The organism is Yersinia canariae (assembly GCF_009831415.1).
GTDB classification, from domain to species: Bacteria; Pseudomonadota; Gammaproteobacteria; order Enterobacterales; family Enterobacteriaceae; genus Yersinia; species Yersinia canariae.
The window spans coordinates 2,779,264-2,798,146 of record NZ_CP043727.1 but is presented as its reverse complement, the minus strand read 5'-3'; the positions used below and the strand labels follow the sequence as shown (position 1 = coordinate 2,798,146).

Sequence of the window (18,883 nt, the reverse complement as noted above, 5' to 3'; positions counted from 1 at the left end):
ATGACAATCGGCGCATTGCACGCAACATCGGTGCCAGAGGCGTATCCATTTTTCTCAGCGCCGCAATAGGGCTAAATACCAATTTTGCGCCCGAGCAAACTGGCACCTTTAGAATGACCATCTGGCCCATACAGTGACTGACCATGGCGGGTATTCAATACGGCAAGTGCTTGAGTGTTATGCTCAATATGCTGTTGCAGCAACAGTCCATTATGCAAATTACCGTATCGCAGCCCTTCGGCAAGTTCTAAAATACGTTGCCAGCGCACAGCCAATGTATCCACGCTGCTGTAGGGCGCTTCAATATTATTTGCTTTTTCGGTGGTGAGCCGAGTCTGGTCCAGATAAGCCAAGGTCGCCAATATTGAACTCTTCTGTTCAGTGACACCTTGCAACACGATACCTTGAATCCGACCGGAGCACAGTAATTGCTGTTCTTGCGCTACAACAGTTTTGAGGGATTCAAGCAGTTCCAGCTGCTGGTCCAGATTGGTTTGTAATCTTTCCACCACCACGTATCCTTTTTACGGTTAACGATTATTCTTGGGTTTAGTTATTCTTCAGGTCATCCGCGACATTCTTGAGTAAGGCATCGGCAATTTTACCGGTGTCCATAGTCAGTTGACCTGAGCGAATCGCCTGTTTTAAGGTTTCGACACGTTCTACATTGATGTCCTGGCTGCCCGGTTGCATCAGTTTTGCCTGCGCATCACTCAATTTAACCTCAGTACCACTCACTGATGTTTTCGCTTGAGTGGAAGGTTTACGCGTTTGTTGTGCAATATCACTGGTTTCCCGTGGCTGCACTTGTGTTACCGGTAATAGCGGCTGAGTGCGATCAATACTCATGTTATGTTGCTCCCTTTATCGCGGGATTGTTGTTTATCGACCCGCAGACTTTTATCTTTTAGCAAAAGAATGGCGGGGATTGTCACTATTTTACCCGCAAATAACTGCATATTAGAGTTATCGGCAAAGGTTAAAAAAACTTTAATCACTATAACATAATGTGGATAGAACCATCGTCGGCCACTGTGCCGCTGACGATTTGACCCGATGCCATTCGCACCCGAACGTTATCTTGAATAGCACCATTATTCATGGCCTTACCGTAACTATTAACATTAAACCCGTCACCCTGAGCTAAGACCTGCACATCTTGTCCGGCTTTGACTACCCACAGGCGTCTTAACATATTACGGGTTAGCGGCTGCCCAGCATTGATTTGCCGTAAGCTGACGGCACCGTGAGCAAAACCGGGCTCCAATAGGGTGCCAGGGGGCAGGGTATCAAGTCGACCTTGTTTCATTTCAATATCTTGCGGCAAGATTTTCGCGCCCGCCGTCAGTTGACGCGCGGCCACAGCATAATGGCCACTGACCTGTACTTGTGTCTGGATAAAACGCCGCACACCATCACAGCGCACCGACAAACTAATATTGCCCCAAGGGCGAGCATTTGCTGGCAGCGTCATTTCAGGTGCCTCGCATTGTGGCCACTGATTCTGCGGAGTTTTAATGATGACGTTAACCTGGCTACTCTTGTCAGGATATTGCTGACGGAAGAATTGATTTACCTGCGCAGATAAGTCTGCCGCCATCACCTGATGTGCGAATGCTTGACTCATAAACAGTAACCCGAAAGCTAATGTTACGGCGTCATTTCTTTTCATTGCCATCAATTTTTCTCTCCGCCTTTGTCATCCATCCATTCAGCCAGATTGTGCTTTTTTACACATCACTGCCCTATTGCGCACTAGTGTACCTGTACCTCGGCGAGGTTAAGGGGACAAATAGCGACGCATTTTGCTCTTATTCTGACGATAGGCTTCCCTGTACGGCGTTTATGCTGTCGGCTCCAAATTCTAACCTTGCGGGGGGACTATGCTCGATAAACTGGACGGTGCTCTGCGTTTCCAACAAGAGGCGCTTAATTTGCGCGCTCAACGGCAGGAGATCCTGTCGTCCAATATTGCAAATGCGGATACACCCGGCTTTCAGGCACGTGATATTGATTTCTCCAGTCAACTGAAAAAAGTGATGGAGCAAGGACGTGCCAGTGGTACAGGGGTGTCGCTCAGTTTAACGTCAGCCCGTCATATCCCGGCAAGTACCGTTGCCCCACCTGATCTTGATCTGCTATTCCGTGTCCCAGACCAGCCATCCATGGATGGCAATACCGTGGATATGGATCGTGAACGTACGAATTTTGCCGATAACAGCCTGAAATATCAGACCGATTTGACCGTTCTTGGCGGCCAAATCAAAGGGATGATGTCAGTGTTACAACAAGGATAAGACGTATGTCTTTACTGAATATTTTTGATATTGCTGGTTCAGCATTATCAGCCCAATCGCAGCGGATGAATGTCAGCGCCAGTAACATGGCGAATGCCGACAGCGTGACGGGGCCGGATGGTCAACCCTATCGTGCCAAACAAGTGGTGTTTCAGGTTGCGGCTCAGCCGGGGCAAGAAACTGGCGGTGTGCGTGTTGCCCAGATAGTTGATGATCCCGCACCGGATCGTTTGGTCTTTCAACCCGGTAACCCACTGGCTGATGCCAAGGGTTATGTTCGGATGCCGAATGTTGATGTCACCGGCGAAATGGTGAACACCATTTCAGCTTCGCGCAGCTATCAGGCCAACGTTGAAGTGTTGAATACGACTAAATCTCTGATGCTTAAGACACTGACACTGGGTCAATAACAGGAGGCTGCATAAATGGCCATTACCAATTCCCTGACTGATAGTGATTACGGGATTAACAACACCACCGGCACCAGCAGCAGTTCTACCTCTGGCAGTAGCAGTCAAGATCTGCAAAACAGTTTCCTGACGTTGTTGGTTGCACAGTTAAAAAATCAGGACCCGACCAACCCAATGCAAAACAATGAGTTGACCACGCAATTGGCGCAGATCAACACCGTGAGTGGCATTGAAAAGCTGAATACCACATTGGGATCTATTTCCGGTCAGATTGATAGCAGCCAATCCCTGCAAGCCAGCAGCCTGATTGGTCGTGGCGTGATGGTTCCAGGGACCAATGTGTTGGCAGGCAGCAAAGATGGTGTTGTGACTACCACACCATTTGGTGTTGAGCTGGAGCGCGCCGCAGACAAAGTGACGGCCACTATCAGCGACAGCAATGGTGTGGCCGTACGGACCATTGATATTGGCGGGTTGACGGCGGGTGTACATGCCTTTACCTGGGATGGTTCGTTGGAGGCCGGTGGCAATGCTCCGGATGGTGCTTATACCGTCGCGATCACCGCCACTAACGGGGGCGCTTCAGTCGTCGCCACACCATTGAGCTATGCCATTGTCAACGGCGTTACGCGTGGTAGTGACGGTTCCAAATTGGATCTCGGTCTGGCAGGCACCATCACGATGGATAAAGTCCGTCAGATTTTGTAAGTCGGTCATAGGACTGAAGCAGTAGCAAAACATTACGGTGAGCCAATCAGTCGGACTGACTCACCATCATTTTTAAAGAAGCGGTTGATATGTCATCAATGCTTAAGGTCTTTCACGGACCCCGAATCTAACGGAGAAGAAAATGGGCTTTTCTCAAGCAGTCAGCGGTTTGAACGCAGCGTCCAGTAATCTGGATGTAATCGGTAACAATATCGCCAACTCGGCGACTTCAGGTTTCAAAGCCGGTTCAGTTTCTTTTGCCGATATGTTCGCAGGCTCTCAGACTGGTATGGGCGTTAAGGTTGCCGGGATTACTCAGGACTTCAACGACGGCACAGCGACAACCACTAACCGTCGTCTGGACTTGGCTATCAGCCAGAACGGTTTCTTCCGTATGCAAGACAGCAGCGGCGGTATCTATTTTGCGCGTAATGGTCAGTTTAAGCTGGATGAGAACCGTAATATCGTTAACATGCAGGGCCTGAACCTGACCGGCTACCCGGCAACAGGTACGCCTCCTACGGTACAGCAAGGGGCTAACCCAGTTGCCTTGTCTATCCCGCAGGACATGATCCCAGCCAAAGCAACCACCTCCGGTAATATGGTGGCTAACCTGACCTCGACCCACGATATCATTCCTGCCACCACCACGAGCAGTACCGGTGTTGTAACGCCGACTTTCGATCCCGATAAGCCAGATACTTACAGCTTCGTGAATAACATGACCACTTTTGATAGCTTGGGTAACCGCCATGAAATCAACGTGTTCTATGTTAAGCGCTCTGAGGACCCTGTTAATGGTAACTCTTGGGATGTTTACACGCGCGATAGCAGCGCTAACCCAGCCCAAATTGCTGAGAAACGTGGTTCGATGCGTTTTGATACCAATGGTGCTTTGGTTGAAACCACTTACCCGGTGATAACACCGCCAGCCACTACGCCAGTGGATACTCCAACAGCAATGCCTTTTACACTGACTATCCCAATGGGTGTGGTGAATGGTGCTCCGGCACAAACCTTCGCCCTGAATGTAGCGGGTAGCAAGCAACAAAATACTGGGACCGATAGTATCACCACACAGAATCAAACAGGCTATGCAGCAGGTGAATTCACGGGCTTCCAAATCAACAATAATGGCTCTGTCGTCGGAACCTACTCCAACCAGCAGACCCAATTGCTGGGCCAAATTGTGATGGTTAACTTTGCCAACCCTGAAGGTTTGTCATCTGAAGGCGATAACGTGTGGAAAGAAACACTCGCATCCGGTAACCCGATCCTCGGGACTGCGGGCAGCGGTGGTTTTGGTACATTGACCAGTGGCGCACTGGAATCCTCTAACGTGGATTTGAGTAAAGAACTGGTGAACATGATTGTGGCGCAGCGTAACTATCAGTCTAACGCGCAGACCATCAAAACCCAGGATCAGATCTTACAAACTCTGGTTAACCTGCGTTAATCGAACTGACGGGACTCGCTCATGGATCACGCAATATATACCGCAATGGGGGCTGCAAGACAGTCTCTCGAACTGCAAGCGGTTACCGCTAATAACCTGGCTAACGCCTCGACGCCGGGCTTCCGTGCGCAGTTGGCGGCGATGCGGGCTGTGCCTATTGATGGGCCAAGTATGGCCACTCGCACCATGGTTACGGCATCGACCCCCGGCGTAGATATCAGCCAGGGGACGATGAACTATAGCGGTCGTCCGTTGGATGTCGCCTTGCAGCAGGATGGCTATCTGGCAGTTCAACTGCCCGATGGTACTGAGGCCTATACCCGTAACGGGAATATTCAAGTTTCGGCGGATGGGCAAATGACCGTGCAGGGTTACCCGTTAATGGGTGACAACGGCCCGATTGAAGTCCCTCCTCAGGCGGCGGTCACCATTGCTGCGGATGGCACTATTTCGGCGCTAAACGCCGGTGACTCACCGAATACCATTGCTCAGCTTGGTCAGATTAAGCGGGTTAGGGCAACTGCGGGTGAAGTGATGCACGGCGATGATGGGCTATTCCATCTGACACCTGCAACACAACAGGCGCGTGGCGCTCAGTTGGCGAATGACCCGCTTATCAAGATTATGCCAGGTGTGCTTGAGGGCAGTAACGTGAAAGCGGTTGAGGCCATGACCGACATGATTGCCAATGCCCGCAGTTTCGAAATGCAGATGAAAGTCATCCACAGTGTGGATGAAAATGAACAGCGCGCTAATCAGCTGTTAGCAATGAGCTAAGCGCATAGGCGCAGAGGAATAAACTGATGATCCGATCACTATGGATTGCCAAAACCGGTTTGGATGCACAGCAGACCAATATGGATGTTATCGCCAACAACCTGGCGAACGTCAGCACCAATGGCTTTAAACGCCAGCGGGCGGTTTTTGAAGATTTGCTATACCAAACGATGCGTCAACCGGGAGCACAATCTTCCGAGCAGACGACATTGCCATCAGGTTTACAGATTGGTACCGGTGTTCGCCCGGTCGCCACTGAGCGTTTACACAGCCAGGGCAATCTGTCCAAAACCGATAACACCAAAGATATCGCCATTAAAGGTGAAGGGTTCTTTCAGGTGCAAATGCCTGATGGCACCAATGCCTATACCCGCGATGGCTCTTTCCAAGTTGACCAAAATGGTCAGTTGGTCACCTCCGGTGGCTTCCAAGTGCAGCCCGCCATTACTATTCCCGCCAATGCCCTGAGCATGACCGTGGGCCGTGATGGGATAGTCAGTGTCACCTTGCAGGGGCAGACTGCCACGCAGCAAGTGGGGCAACTGACACTGACCACCTTTATCAATAACAGTGGTCTGGAAAGTGTGGGCGAGAACTTGTATCAGGAAACCGCCAGCTCCGGCGCACCTAATGATTCAACCCCAGGTCTGAACGGCGCGGGCTTGTTGTATCAGGGGTATGTTGAAACCTCTAACGTCAATGTGGCGGAAGAGTTGGTCAACATGATCCAGACGCAACGCGCCTATGAAATCAACAGTAAAGCGGTTTCAACTTCCGACCAGATGTTGCAAAAACTGACACAGCTGTAAATCCGCTCTCGGGGGGCAACTGTGCCCCCTGAAAGCAGCAGAATAATGAGTATTCGGGGCTGACCTTGCCAGCCTCTCACCGGTAACAGGACTGATAATCAGAGATGGACAGAAAGCCGCTGCGCAAATCAGGTGGATTGAAATGGGTCTGCATGCCGTTGACGGCAATGCTACTCAATGGCTGCGCGTATATTCCGCATAAATCACTGGTGGATGGCTCGACGTCTGCACAGCCGGCACCGGCCAGTGCGCCACTTCCAAATGGCTCTATTTTCCAAGCTGCCCAGCCGATGAACTATGGTTATCAGCCGCTATTTGAAGACCGTCGCCCACGTAATGTCGGTGACACACTGACCATCACTTTGCAGGAAAATGTCAGCGCCAGTAAAAGTTCTTCAGCCAATGCCAGCCGTAATGGTTCGAGCAAATTTGGTGTGGCGACCGCACCGCGATATCTGGAAGGATTGCTGGGCAATGCCCGCGCCGACATGGATATTTCTGGCGACAACACCTTTGGTGGCAAGGGTGGGGCGAATGCCAATAACACCTTCAGTGGCACCATCACCGTGACGGTTGACCGCGTGCTGGCGAACGGCAACTTACATGTGGTGGGCGAGAAGCAAATCGCCATCAATCAGGGGACTGAATTCATTCGTTTCTCTGGGGTAGTCAACCCACGCACCATCAGCGGCAGCAATACAGTGACGTCAACACAAGTTGCTGATGCGCGCATCGAGTATGTGGGTAACGGTTATATCAATGAAGCGCAAACCATGGGCTGGTTGCAGCGGTTCTTCCTTAATGTTTCGCCATACTAAGAGGCCCATTAATGCGTAAACAGTCACTTATCACCGTATTTATCATGCAGCTTATTATGCTGTTCACGCTGATGTCATTACCGGCGTCAGCTGAGCGTATCCGCGATTTGGTGACCGTTCAGGGAGTGCGCGATAACGCATTAATTGGTTATGGCTTGGTCGTGGGGTTGGATGGTTCCGGTGACCAAACCATGCAGACGCCGTTTACCACACAAAGTTTGAGCAACATGTTGTCGCAATTGGGGATTACCGTACCCGCGGGCACCAATATGCAGCTCAAAAACGTGGCCGCGGTTATGGTGACGGCCAAATTACCGGCATTTTCCCGCGCGGGGCAAACCATCGATGTGGTGGTGTCCTCAATGGGTAATGCCAAAAGTATTCGTGGTGGCACATTGCTCATGACTCCGTTAAAAGGGGTCGATAATCAGGTTTATGCTCTGGCTCAGGGCAACGTATTAGTGGGCGGAGCCGGGGCTTCCTCCGGTGGCAGCAGTGTTCAGGTCAACCAGTTGACTGGCGGGCGGATTAGCAGTGGCGCAACTATTGAGCGCGAATTGCCGACCACCTTTGGTACCGATGGCGTGATTAATCTTCAATTGAATACCGAAGACTTTACTACCGCGCAGCAGATCAGTGATGCCATTAACCGCCAACGCGGGTTTGGTTCGGCGACAGCCATCGACGCCCGCACTATTCAGGTTTTAGTTCCTCGCGGCGGCAGTTCACAAGTTCGTTTTCTGGCGGATATTCAGAATATCCCAGTGAATATTGATGCCGGTGACGCCAAGGTGATTATTAACTCGCGTACGGGATCTGTGGTGATGAACCGCAATGTCATGCTTGACTCTTGTGCGGTGGCGCAAGGGAACCTGTCCGTGGTTGTTGATAAGCAAAATACGGTTAGCCAACCGGATACACCCTTTGGTGGTGGCCAGACTGTCGTGACGCCGAACACCCAGATTTCCGTTCAGCAGCAAGGTGGCGTATTGCAACGCGTTAATGCCAGCCCGAATCTGAATAATGTGGTGCGCGCCTTGAATTCACTGGGAGCAACGCCGATTGATTTGATGTCTATCTTGCAGGCGATGCAAAGTGCCGGCTGCTTACGGGCTAAATTGGAAATTATCTAATGAGCGATTTGATGGCAATGCCCAGCGCCGCCAATGAAATGTTCGGGGCGGCTTATGACGCCCAATCACTGAATACGCTGAAACGTGATGCGGCAAGAGATCCCGATGGCAATTTAAAGCAGGTTGCCCAGCAGGTGGAGGGGATGTTTGTGCAGATGATGCTAAAAAGTATGCGTTCTGCTTTGCCGCAAGATGGCGTGATGAACAGTGATCAAACCCGGCTCTATACCTCAATGTATGACCAGCAGATTGCTCAGCAAATGTCAGTCAAAGGGTTAGGTTTGGCGGACATGATGGTGGAGCAACTTTCAGGTACCACATCACCGAGTGAGACTGCCGGTACAACGCCAATGATGTTGGATAATGAAGTCCTGCAAACCCTTCCGGCGCAAGCTTTGGAACAAATGGTGCGCCGGGCCATGCCGACGCCGCCGACTAACAGTTCAGCATCACTGCCGCAAAGCACCGGTAATTTCGTGGCGCGGATGTCTATTCCAGCACAAATTGCTAGCCAGCAAAGTGGTATTCCGCATCAGCTTATTATGGCGCAGGCCGCGCTGGAATCTGGTTGGGGTCAACGGGAGATCCCAACAGCAGATGGTAAAACCAGCTACAACGTCTTTGGCATCAAAGCGGGCAACAACTGGGATGGGCCGGTCAGTGAAATCACTACCACGGAATATGAGCAAGGTGTGGCGAAGAAAACCAAAGCGCGCTTCCGGGTATATGGCTCCTATGTCGAAGCCGTCAGTGATTATGTCAAATTACTAACCCAAAATCCGCGCTACGCCAATGTTGCTGCGGCCCAAAGCCCAGAACAAGGGGCACATGCTCTGCAACGTGCCGGTTATGCGACCGACCCGCAATATGCTCAAAAATTGGTCACGGTGATTCAGCAAATGAAGAATGCTGGTGAACAAGCGGTAAAAGCCTATAGCGGTGATCTCAGTCAGCTTTTCTAAAAATAGGTTATTTTACGGGTCATTTTTGGGATTGGTCAGCACACGGCGTCGCGACGGACGACATGTACGTTGACCAGCCCAAACTGCCTGCGACATTAACGCCTTTTGGACAGATATTCATCATAACGTGCGCGTCTTTACTCATTGGATTGACTGGCAATAACACCCATATTTTTACTCAAGTTTCTCAATGTCGGGCCGATAATCATTACAGGCTGTGCGGGGGCTTAGGTTTCCTCAGGCAGTATCCCAATATTAATAAATGCAGGTTCGCGATACTTATCGCCTGCTGTAAAAGGATTTCTTCATGTCCAATAGTTTAATGAATACTGCGATGAGTGGTCTGAGCGCGGCACAATATGCCCTGAGCACCGTCAGTAATAACATCACTAATTTTCAGGTAGCGGGCTATAACCGCCAAAACACTATTTTTGCACAAAACGGCGGGACATTAAGCCCGGCGGGTTTTATTGGTAATGGCGTGACAGTGACAGGTGTTAACCGCGAATATAATGGCTTTATTACCAACCAATTACGCGCCTCACAAACCCAAAGTAGTGGCCTGACAACTTATTATCAACAAATCTCGCAAATTGATAACTTACTGTCCAATACATCCAATAACATCTCAACCACGATACAGGACTTCTTTAGTAACCTGCAAAATCTGGTGAGCAATGCGGGCGATGATGCGGCGCGCAAAACCGTATTGGGCAAGGGCGAAGGTTTAGTTAATCAATTCCAGAACGCGGATAAATATCTGCGCGATATGGACACGGGTGTTAATCAAAAGATAAGCGACAGCGCGACGCAGATTAATAACTATGCTGAACAAATCGCCAAGCTAAATGATCAGATTACCCGCCTGCGTGGTAGCAGTGGTGGTGGCGAGCCAAATGCTTTGCTCGACCAACGTGATCAGTTGGTGACCGAGTTAAACCAGATTGTTGCGGTTACGGTGACTCAGCAAGACGGTGATGCATACAATGTGTCATTTGCGGGTGGCCTCTCTTTGGTGCAAGGGCCAAATGCTTATAAAGTGGAAGCTATTCCGTCCAGTGCGGATGCAACTCGCCTGACTCTGGGCTACAAACATGGCACGAGCGCTACCACGGAAATTGATGAAAGTCGCCTGACCAGTGGTTCGCTCGGTGGAACTCTGAAATTCCGCAGTGAAGCCCTGGACAGTGCGCGTAACCAATTGGGTCAATTAGCCTTGGTGATGGCTGACAGTTTTAATACTCAGCACAAAGCCGGGTTTGATGCTAATGGCGAAGAAGGCACCGATTTCTTTAGTTTCGCTGACCCTTCAGTGCTAAAAAATGCGAAAAATCAAGGTGATGCCAGCTTAAGTGTGGCTTACACCGATACCTCTAAAGTGAAGGCTAGCGATTATACCGTAGAGTTTGACGGGACTGACTGGCAGGTCACGCGCTTGTCGGACAACACCAAAGTGCCGACCACATCCGGTACGGATGCCAATGGTAAACCGACTCTGAATTTCGACGGTGTGGCGGTCAGTATCACTAACGGTACGCAAGGGCCAGAAGCCAAAGACAAATTTACCATTAAAACTGTTTCCAATGTTGCGGCGAATTTGCAGGTTGCTATTAAGGATTCCAGCATGATTGCAGCCGCTGGGACCAAGGATGGCGGCGCGAGTGACAATGTCAATGCGCAAGCATTATTGGATCTGCAAACCAAGAAACTGGTCGACAGTAAGGCGACGTTCTCGGGGGCTTATGCGGGGTTGGTCAGTAATGTCGGTAACCAAACGGCGACGGCGAAAACCAACAGTACGGCGCAGGCTAATATCGTCAAGCAGCTAACCGCGGAGCAGCAGTCTATTTCTGGGGTTAATCTGGACGAAGAGTACGGCGATTTGCAGCGTTTCCAGCAATATTATCTGGCGAATGCGCAAGTAATTCAGACGGCTTCGACGTTGTTTAACGCATTGTTGAGTCTGCGCGGTTAAGTTTGGGTCAGCAGCAAGGTGTTGATGCTGCTACTTATCTCATTTTAGGTTTAGTCAGTATTGCGGTTAATGTGGCCGGCTGACTAAGCTGTTGCTAAAAGGAACTGACATCGTGCGCTTAAGTACCAGCATGCTGTATCAGCAAAATATGCAGGGCATCACTAATGCTCAATCCCTTTGGATGCAGTCAGGCCAACAGCTTTCGACGGGCAAGCGAGTGATTAATCCCTCAGATGACCCGATGGCAGCATCTCAAGCCGTGATGGTGTCACAATCTGAATCCGAAAATGGTCAGTACACTTTGGCACGCAGTTATGCCCGCCAAAGTTCCTCATTAGAAACCACGGTGCTTTCTCAGGCGACAACCACCATTCAGTCAATTCAAAGTCTGATTATTGGCGCGGCTAAAGACTCACTGAGTGACGATGACCGGGCTTCAATGGCGACGCAATTACAGGGGTTAAAAGACCAGCTAGTAAATCAGGCTAATTCTACTGATGGTAATGGTCGTTACATGTTTGGCGGTTTTAAAAGTGATAAACCCCCTTTCGCGGTCAGCAGTACCGGTCAGGTAACCTATGCTGGAGGCGATGTTGCAATTGAGCAACGGGTCGATTCTAACCGTACAGTGACGGTTGGGCATACCGGTTCCAGTGTTTTTATGGCTTTGACCAGTAATGCGAAGCCAGAGCCAGATGATGTCAATGGTGCTCCGGTGACCTCTGAAGCCAATATCTTTAATACGATTGATACAGTATTAAAATCACTGAAGACCCCCTTGCAAGGCGCAACAGATGATGTGAAAAAACAGGCCTCGGATGAGATGAATAAAGGTATCCGCGGCATGGCTAACTCACTGAACAATGTGCTGTCAGTGCAGGCTGAAATTGGGACTCAATTGCAAGAATTAGACAGTCTCGATAGCTTGGGATCTGACCGTACGTTAATCAATAAGCAGCGCTTGAGTGACTTGCAAGATGTGGATTGGAACTCAGCCATCTCTTCATACGTCATGCAGCAGGCCGCATTGCAGGCTTCTTACACCACATTCACCAATATGCAGGGCTTGTCTCTGTTCCAACTGAATAAATAATCCGTCTTCAACCTGTGGGCCAGCCCGCAGGTTCCCCTCTTAAGTGTGCTTAAACCGGGTACACTTTTTGGTATGTCGCCTTTTCCCACTAAGGTTTGGGGTGACATACCTTTTTTTATATCCGCCATCTTTCAAGCTGTGACCTGAAGTATTAACTTGCCAAACCACTGATAACACCTGCCAGCCGGTCAAAAAACTCGCCAAACAGGTGCTCGGTAAAAGGTGCCAGCAGCGGCATGATTAACCCCAAAGAAATGATCCCAACAGTCAATGTCAGTGGGAAACCGATAACGAATACAGAAAGTTGCGGTGTCATGCGGTTAAGCATACCTAATGCCATATTTAGAGTGAGTAGCAAAGTAATGAGCGGCAATGCCAACATCAGGCCATTCATAAAGATCAATGAACCGGCCTGTGTTAATGCCAGGAAACCATTGCCATTAAGTGGTTCGAATTGGATGGGTAAGGTATGAAAACTGTCGGCCAGTAATGAGATTAGCCATAAATGACCATCGAATGTTAGAAATAACAACATCGCCAGCAAGTTTAATAGCCGAGCGAGAACCGGCATGTTTGGCCCGCCGGAGGGGTCGAAGAAGGTGGCGAATGACAGCCCCATTTGCAAACCAATCACTTCACCTGACAGCCGGATAGCAGCAAAAGCAAACTGCATGGTTAAGCCGATAGCGACCCCAATCAATATCTGCTGGCCAGCAACCCACACGGCACCGCTGGAGACGAGCGGAATGTTGACAGGTGGCAAGGACGGGGCAATCAGAAAGGTAATTAATACTGCTAAACCGACTTTAACTTTGCGGTTTATCTGCTTTTCACTTAATACCGGCGCGGTGGTTATCAGCGCCAGAATGCGAATCAGTGGCCAGAAATACTGGCTGACCCAGACGCTAAGTTGAGTAGTATCAACAGAAAGCATGCTTAGCCAATCAACGTAGGCAGGCTGGTGAACAAGTTACGCATGTAGTCGAGGATCAAGCTTAGCATCCACGGGCCAGCAATGACCAAAGTGGCAAAAACGGCCAGTATTTTGGGGATGAATGACAGTGTCATTTCGTTAATCTGTGTCGCGGCTTGCAACAGGCTGACAATCAAACCACTGATCAAGGCTGCCAGCAATAATGGCGCGGCCAGTGCCAGGGCTATCTTCATCGCCTCAACGCCAAGAGCCATCACCGATTCTGGTGTCATGATGCATCTACCTTAGCTATAAAAACTTTGTGCCAGAGAACCCAATAGCAACTGCCAGCCATCAACCAGCACAAATAGCATTAGCTTGAAGGGGAGCGAGATACTGGCAGGGGGGACCATCATCATACCCAGTGCCATCAGCACACTGGCCACCACCAGGTCGATAATCAAAAACGGAATAAATACCGTAAAACCAATCTGGAAAGCTGTTTTCAGCTCACTGGTAACATAAGCTGGCAACAGAATGCGCATCGGCACCACTTCTGGCCCTTCCAATGGCGGCAGGTTGGCTAAACGGGCATACAGTGCCAAGTCAGATTCACGGGTTTGGCGTAACATAAACTCACGCAATGGTTGCGAGCCTTTATCCATTGCCACTTCCATACTTATCTTGTCCTGACTGAAAGGCAGATAAGCATCTTGATAGACCTTGTCAAACACTGGCGACATGATGAAAAAAGTCAGAAATAGCGCCAAACCGAGCATTACCTGATTCGGTGGTGCGGAGGGCGTCCCTAATGCGTTTCGCAGCAAACCCAGCACAATAATGATGCGGGTAAAGCTGGTCATCATGAGCAAGGCGGCCGGCAGGAAACTCAGCGTGGTGATAAAGACCAGCGTTTGTACCGGCAAAGACCAACTCTGCCCACCATTCGCCAACGGCTGGCTAATAATGCCCGGTAATTGGGCCAATGCTGCCGGGGAACAGAGCAGGGCGAATAGCACCAAAGGAGCTTTACTGATTAGCGGACGCAGAGACATCATGCCGATTTTTCCGGGTGTTTCGATTTCTTGTTTAATAGATAGGTATTCAGTATCTGACGAAAATCAGCCGGTTTCGCATGGTCGGGCGATAAAGCTGCGCTGGTTTCGTCAACCGTCGGACGTGCCAGCGTATGGAGTTGGGTCACTTGTTGGGCGGTAACACCCAATACTAGCCAGGTATTGTCCACCTCAACAATCACCACCCGCTCGCGCTGACCAACCTGACAACTGGCTCGCACATTTAATAACTTATTGTTCCGGGCCTGAGGTGCAAAACCTAATCGGCGCACCAGCCAGGCGGCGCACAAAATCAGCAGTAAAATACCGCCCAACACACTGCCGACCTGTGTTAATACGGTGCCGGCGGGCATGGCCGGAGCCGTCTGTTGCAGGGTAGAGCCGGGGTGACTGGCCGCAAATCCCGTCACGGGCGTTTGCGGTGAGGTCACCGGAAGGCTCACTGCCACCGGCGCATCAGCAGCCGGTGTGGTGTCAGGGGATGTTGTTGCCACTGTTTGCGTTGCGGTCATTAGCGACTCAAACGACGCATGCGTTCTGATGGGGTAATAATGTCAGTGATGCGAACGCCGTATTTATCCGCGACCACTACCACTTCACCTTGGGCAATCAGATAACCGTTAATCAGAATATCCAAAGGTTCGCCCGCTAAGCCATCAAGGGAAACCACTGAGCCTTGGGACAGACGCAGCAATTCTTTGATGGTCATTTTGGTGCGGCCCAGTTCAACGGTCAGTTTTACCGGGATATCGAGAATCAAGTCGATATCTTGCAGGTTACCCAGTGCGTCCGGTGCTTCCAGTGATTTAAATACACCTTCGGTAGTGGCCGCTGGCTTATCCGCTGCTTGCTGCTCATTAAACGCATCAGCCCACAGATCATCCACGGATTCCTTTCCATCATCAGACGGAAGCTTAGGGTCACTCATTGGGCTGTTCCTCATTCAGAGCATTCAAAATAGGGTTAATCAAATGTTCAACTCGTAGGGCATATTGCCCGTTTAATGTCCCGTACTGACTGGTCAGTACCGGTACGCCGTCGACGTGAGCAATCAGTCGGTCCGGCTTATCTATCGGTAATACATCCCCCGGTTGTAGCTTGAGTATCTGCGACAATCTCAGTGGGATATCGACGAAATTGGCGACCAATTCCAGCTCGGAATGCTGAACTTGCTTGACCAGTGTTTCACGCCAATGACTGTCTTCCTGACGGGAGTTTTCCAGTGGTGGATTCGTCAGCAATTCGCGCAATGGCTCAATCATGGCAAACGGAATACAGATGTTAAACTCACCACTCAACGCACCGATTTCCACATGGAAAGGTGTTGTCACCACGATATCGTTTGGCGAGGTGGTGATATTGGTAAATTTCACCTGTATTTCAGACCGGACATATTCCACATCTATTTTGTAGATAGGCGCCCAGGCATCGCGGTATGCATCCAGCGCCAAGCGCAACATCCGGTTAATCACGCGCTGTTCTGTGTGGGTAAATTCACGGCCTTCCACTTTCGTCGGGAAACGGCCATCACCACCAAACAAGTTATCAACGGCGATAAACACCAAACTGGGGGCGAATACAAACAGTGCTGTCCCGCGCAACGGTTTTAAATGTATCAGGTTGAGGTTGGTCGGCACCGGTAAGTTACGTGCAAAATCATGATATGGCTGTATTTTTATTGGGCCGACTGTAATGTCAGGGCTGCGGCGCAACAGGTTAAACAGCCCCATCCGAAACTGACGGGCGAACCGCTCATTGATTATCTCCAGCGCATGTAGGCGTTCACGCACCACACGTCGCTGGGTTGTCGGGTCATAAGGTTTGACGTCTGTTTCATTTCCGGTGACAGCCTCAGGTTCATCGCCCCCGCTGTCACCGTTTAACAGTGCGTCAATCTCTGCTTGTGAAAGAATGCTATCGCCCATAATGATTATCGCAATATAAATGCGGTAAACAGCACATCGCTGATTACCTGATTAGGTTGACCTTTAACCATAGGCGGGCTAAGAACGTTTTTAATTTCGCCAACTAATCGCTGTTTGCCTTCTTCATTAGCCAGGCTGTCAGCAGACTGACGGGAGAGCAGTAACAGCAAACGGCTGCGCACTTCCGGCAGATAGTCATTGAGTTTTGCGCGAGTGTTGTCGTCGGGGAGTCTTAACGTTAATCCGATATAAAGCACGCGATCCAGATTATTGTCTGGCGTAATCAGGTTGACCGTGAAGGTCTCCAGTGGCATGAACACCGGGATAACCGGAGCGGCTTTCGCCGTGGTTGGCTTACTCTTATTGAGTATCCACCAGCTGTAACCGCCACCCGCAGTGGCTGCCACTGCAATCAGCACTAGCAGGATCACCCAGATCGAACTCTTACGCTTGGCCGGGAAGGTATTTTGAGACATGGAGAAGGCAAATTCCTGTTTCGGTATCAAACCGGTGAATCACGATAATAACTTGAGGCAACTGACCCCAAGATATCCGAATTATTACTGATGATTATCCCGCGTATCCTTAATCCCAATAGGAAGAATAGGTGGAGAAAAACGGCCTAACTTGCCCGTTTGTCACCTTTTGGCGAAATTAACATCCACTTTAGGCGAAAATATCAACGCCGCCATTGCCGTTAGCCAGTGCTTGCAGCGAAGCAGGAGTGACCAGCGGCGTGTTAGCCCGATCCTCCCCAGCAGCGATTTCACCATATCCGGGCTGGCCGCGAGAGGCGAAATCTTGCTGATTTTGTTGGCTCTGTTGCTGCGCTTGCTGCCACTGACCTTCACTGCCAACACTACTTTGACCTAGCTGAATGCCGCTTTCGGCCAGAGCGGTACGTAAGCTTGGCATAGCCGCTTCAATCGCGGCCCGAACCTGGCTATGTGCAGAAGCAAAGTGTAATTGCGCCTGGTTATCTTCTATTTTCAGGCTAATCTGCAAGGCACCTAACTCTTGAGGGTGCAGCCGCAACTCGGCATTTTGTTGCCCATTGCGGCTGAACATAATCACTTGTTGCCCCAGTGATTGTTGCCATTCCTGACTGCCCAACTGAGCGCTGAGATAGCCACTGGCGGGGGCACTGATATGGGTGCTGGCCGTTGTTGATAAGACAGGGCTGGAAACTGGAGGCAGAGAAGGGGCGACAGTACCTGAACCGACCAGCGTTTTATCCGCTGCGGCTGCCGCCACCGTGGTATCTGTAGGGGCCACGAGTGGGGCGACTTTTGCACCGAGGGTACTGTTGTCGGTATCTTTCGCGCTCGACAGTGCCAGCTTATCTTGCCCACTAGTTTTGGTTTTAGTGGTAGCACCTGGTAGCGCATCAACGGCGGTCGCTGTTTTATCATTCTTCACACTGCCTAACGTGCCGCCAATCAGCGCAGCTAAACCCTTATCTTGCGAAGTCAGGCTGGTGAGAGTGGAAATATCCTGTTGGGCGGTTGTTTTCGTGTCAGTCAGGCCTTTGCTATCAGCCAACGGGGCCTTTTGCCCACCATTTGCAGCACCCAGAGTGTTAGCCACCTGATGCGGCAGCATTGCCAATAATGTTTGTAATGCTGTGGAGTCCGTTTTATCACTGGAATTGTCCAGTTTGCTGTCATCATTCACCGTGGTCTTTTTGACACCCGCGGCATCACCCGTTTGCCCCGCATGAGTCAAACCGGCGGGCAGCGTGGCACTGATATCACCCAATGCGGCCAGCAACTGATTCAACTTGCTGTTACCGGTGGCAGATTTACCACTATCAACATCAGCAGTAATGTCGGTTGTCGCCGCCAGTGATGATTTCAGGGTTGATGCATCCATGGCAGTGAGTTCTTTCCCCAACTGATCACCCAAAAGTTTGGCGAAATCAGCCGGCAGTCCTGCGTCAGTAAACAGCGCAGCAATAGACGAGGAGGCTGCTGCGCCCTCGGCTTCACCGGCAGTTGCAACAGCAGGCAATAGAGACAGATTCATGAATTTAAACTCCTTTGTGAGGCGCGCTGGGCGAACTCATCCATCAATTTTTGATCCAAGCGGTTTTCTTGCAAACGTGCCGTGGTTTCAGCCCGATCTTGCAATGTTTCAAATGCATTTAACCGCTGTTGCTTTTCTTGCCAATGCTGCACTGCTTGTTCAACTTTTGTATTCCACTGGGCTAACTGATTACGGTGTTGTTCAATGGCTTGCTCTAAGGTCTGAATAAATTGCTGATAATTTTGCCAACTGGACGAAGCCATTCCGTTACTCAGTGTGTCATTCAGCCGCACCCGGTATTCATCCTGATAGGACAACAACATGCTGAGTTGCTGCTCAGCATTCTGATAGGACAAACGCACCTGTCCCAATTGGGTAGTTGCCTGTTCGACCGCCTTTTGGGCCAGGTCGCGCAGGGTGACGAGAGGTGACTGACTTTTCATCGTATTCCTCAATACCCTTCGTACTTGATGCCGCAGGGTTGTTAGCTACGTTCGTTCACCCGA

23 protein-coding genes are annotated in these 18,883 nt (G+C 50.4%); 11 read left to right on the top strand and 12 right to left on the bottom strand.

What is annotated here, in order from left to right:
* Positions 1-71: 71 nt before the first annotated feature.
* The 3 genes from F0T03_RS13000 to flgA all read right to left on the bottom strand — a co-directional run bounded on the left by F0T03_RS13000 (position 72) and on the right by flgA (position 1,678).
* The gene (locus tag F0T03_RS13000; RefSeq protein WP_159678789.1) at positions 72-512 is read right to left on the bottom strand and encodes a flagella synthesis protein FlgN; all 441 of its coding nucleotides are present in this window, start codon (positions 510-512) and stop codon (positions 72-74) included.
* Between the two features lie 37 nt (positions 513-549).
* Complete coding sequence (gene flgM / locus F0T03_RS12995; RefSeq protein WP_145555911.1) at positions 550-849, bottom strand: flagellar biosynthesis anti-sigma factor FlgM; 300 nt, start codon at positions 847-849, stop codon at positions 550-552.
* Between the two features lie 148 nt (positions 850-997).
* Entirely contained in the window at positions 998-1,678 is a 681-nt protein-coding gene (gene flgA, locus F0T03_RS12990; RefSeq protein WP_159678787.1) for a flagellar basal body P-ring formation chaperone FlgA, read from the bottom strand.
* A 205-nt stretch (positions 1,679-1,883) separates the two neighbouring features.
* Between flgA and flgB the strand changes: the two genes are divergently transcribed.
* From flgB to flgL, 11 genes are all read left to right on the top strand, one after another.
* Positions 1,884-2,297, top strand: coding sequence for a flagellar basal body rod protein FlgB (flgB, locus tag F0T03_RS12985; RefSeq protein ID WP_145555913.1), 414 nt, complete (start codon positions 1,884-1,886; stop codon positions 2,295-2,297).
* A gap of 5 nt (positions 2,298-2,302) precedes the next feature.
* The gene (gene flgC, locus F0T03_RS12980) at positions 2,303-2,707 is read left to right on the top strand and encodes a flagellar basal body rod protein FlgC (RefSeq protein ID WP_004715415.1); all 405 of its coding nucleotides are present in this window, start codon (positions 2,303-2,305) and stop codon (positions 2,705-2,707) included.
* A gap of 15 nt (positions 2,708-2,722) precedes the next feature.
* Positions 2,723-3,415, top strand: a complete 693-nt coding sequence (gene flgD / locus F0T03_RS12975) for a flagellar hook assembly protein FlgD (RefSeq protein ID WP_159678785.1) — start codon at positions 2,723-2,725, stop codon at positions 3,413-3,415.
* A gap of 142 nt (positions 3,416-3,557) precedes the next feature.
* Entirely contained in the window at positions 3,558-4,871 is a 1,314-nt protein-coding gene (gene flgE, locus F0T03_RS12970) for a flagellar hook protein FlgE (RefSeq protein ID WP_159678783.1), read from the top strand.
* Positions 4,872-4,892: 21 nt separating this feature from the next.
* Positions 4,893-5,648: a flagellar basal body rod protein FlgF gene (locus F0T03_RS12965; RefSeq protein ID WP_145555916.1), complete on the top strand. Its 756-nt coding sequence runs from the start codon at positions 4,893-4,895 to the stop codon at positions 5,646-5,648.
* A 26-nt stretch (positions 5,649-5,674) separates the two neighbouring features.
* Entirely contained in the window at positions 5,675-6,457 is a 783-nt protein-coding gene (flgG, locus tag F0T03_RS12960; protein WP_145555917.1) for a flagellar basal-body rod protein FlgG, read from the top strand.
* 104 nt (positions 6,458-6,561) lie between these two features.
* The gene (gene flgH / locus F0T03_RS12955) at positions 6,562-7,275 is read left to right on the top strand and encodes a flagellar basal body L-ring protein FlgH (RefSeq protein ID WP_145555918.1); all 714 of its coding nucleotides are present in this window, start codon (positions 6,562-6,564) and stop codon (positions 7,273-7,275) included.
* A gap of 11 nt (positions 7,276-7,286) precedes the next feature.
* Positions 7,287-8,408: a flagellar basal body P-ring protein FlgI gene (locus F0T03_RS12950; RefSeq protein ID WP_145555919.1), complete on the top strand. Its 1,122-nt coding sequence runs from the start codon at positions 7,287-7,289 to the stop codon at positions 8,406-8,408.
* Positions 8,408-9,370 (top strand): flagellar assembly peptidoglycan hydrolase FlgJ, encoded by a 963-nt coding sequence (gene flgJ / locus F0T03_RS12945; RefSeq protein WP_162526945.1) that lies wholly within the window; start codon positions 8,408-8,410, stop codon positions 9,368-9,370. The genes F0T03_RS12950 and flgJ overlap by 1 nt, the downstream gene beginning before the upstream one ends.
* Positions 9,371-9,677: 307 nt before the next feature.
* Entirely contained in the window at positions 9,678-11,345 is a 1,668-nt protein-coding gene (gene flgK / locus F0T03_RS12940; protein WP_159678781.1) for a flagellar hook-associated protein FlgK, read from the top strand.
* Between the two features lie 112 nt (positions 11,346-11,457).
* On the top strand, positions 11,458-12,438 hold the full coding sequence (flgL, locus tag F0T03_RS12935; protein WP_159678779.1) for a flagellar hook-associated protein FlgL: 981 nt from the start codon (positions 11,458-11,460) through the stop codon (positions 12,436-12,438).
* 151 nt (positions 12,439-12,589) lie between these two features.
* Here the strand turns inward: flgL and fliR are convergent, their stop codons facing one another.
* From fliR to fliJ, 9 genes are all read right to left on the bottom strand, one after another.
* Entirely contained in the window at positions 12,590-13,372 is a 783-nt protein-coding gene (fliR, locus tag F0T03_RS12930; RefSeq protein ID WP_145555922.1) for a flagellar biosynthetic protein FliR, read from the bottom strand.
* Between the two features lie 2 nt (positions 13,373-13,374).
* Positions 13,375-13,644, bottom strand: coding sequence for a flagellar biosynthesis protein FliQ (gene fliQ / locus F0T03_RS12925; RefSeq protein ID WP_004392156.1), 270 nt, complete (start codon positions 13,642-13,644; stop codon positions 13,375-13,377).
* 12 nt (positions 13,645-13,656) lie between these two features.
* On the bottom strand, positions 13,657-14,409 hold the full coding sequence (gene fliP, locus F0T03_RS12920) for a flagellar type III secretion system pore protein FliP (RefSeq protein ID WP_159678777.1): 753 nt from the start codon (positions 14,407-14,409) through the stop codon (positions 13,657-13,659).
* Positions 14,406-14,939: a flagellar biosynthetic protein FliO gene (gene fliO, locus F0T03_RS12915; protein WP_159678775.1), complete on the bottom strand. Its 534-nt coding sequence runs from the start codon at positions 14,937-14,939 to the stop codon at positions 14,406-14,408. The genes fliP and fliO overlap by 4 nt, the downstream gene beginning before the upstream one ends.
* On the bottom strand, positions 14,939-15,355 hold the full coding sequence (gene fliN, locus F0T03_RS12910; RefSeq protein ID WP_025377918.1) for a flagellar motor switch protein FliN: 417 nt from the start codon (positions 15,353-15,355) through the stop codon (positions 14,939-14,941). The genes fliO and fliN overlap by 1 nt, the downstream gene beginning before the upstream one ends.
* Entirely contained in the window at positions 15,348-16,352 is a 1,005-nt protein-coding gene (gene fliM, locus F0T03_RS12905; protein WP_025377919.1) for a flagellar motor switch protein FliM, read from the bottom strand. Before fliM ends, fliN begins: the two co-directional genes overlap by 8 nt.
* Before the next feature lie 5 nt (positions 16,353-16,357).
* The gene (gene fliL / locus F0T03_RS12900) at positions 16,358-16,828 is read right to left on the bottom strand and encodes a flagellar basal body-associated protein FliL (RefSeq protein ID WP_159678773.1); all 471 of its coding nucleotides are present in this window, start codon (positions 16,826-16,828) and stop codon (positions 16,358-16,360) included.
* Between the two features lie 190 nt (positions 16,829-17,018).
* Positions 17,019-18,377 carry a flagellar hook-length control protein FliK gene (locus F0T03_RS12895; protein ID WP_162526944.1) on the bottom strand — a complete coding sequence of 453 codons (1,359 nt, stop codon included), beginning with the start codon at positions 18,375-18,377 and terminating at the stop codon, positions 17,019-17,021.
* On the bottom strand, positions 18,374-18,820 hold the full coding sequence (fliJ, locus tag F0T03_RS12890) for a flagellar export protein FliJ (RefSeq protein ID WP_145555926.1): 447 nt from the start codon (positions 18,818-18,820) through the stop codon (positions 18,374-18,376). The genes F0T03_RS12895 and fliJ overlap by 4 nt, the downstream gene beginning before the upstream one ends.
* Between the last annotated feature and the right edge of the window lie 63 nt (positions 18,821-18,883).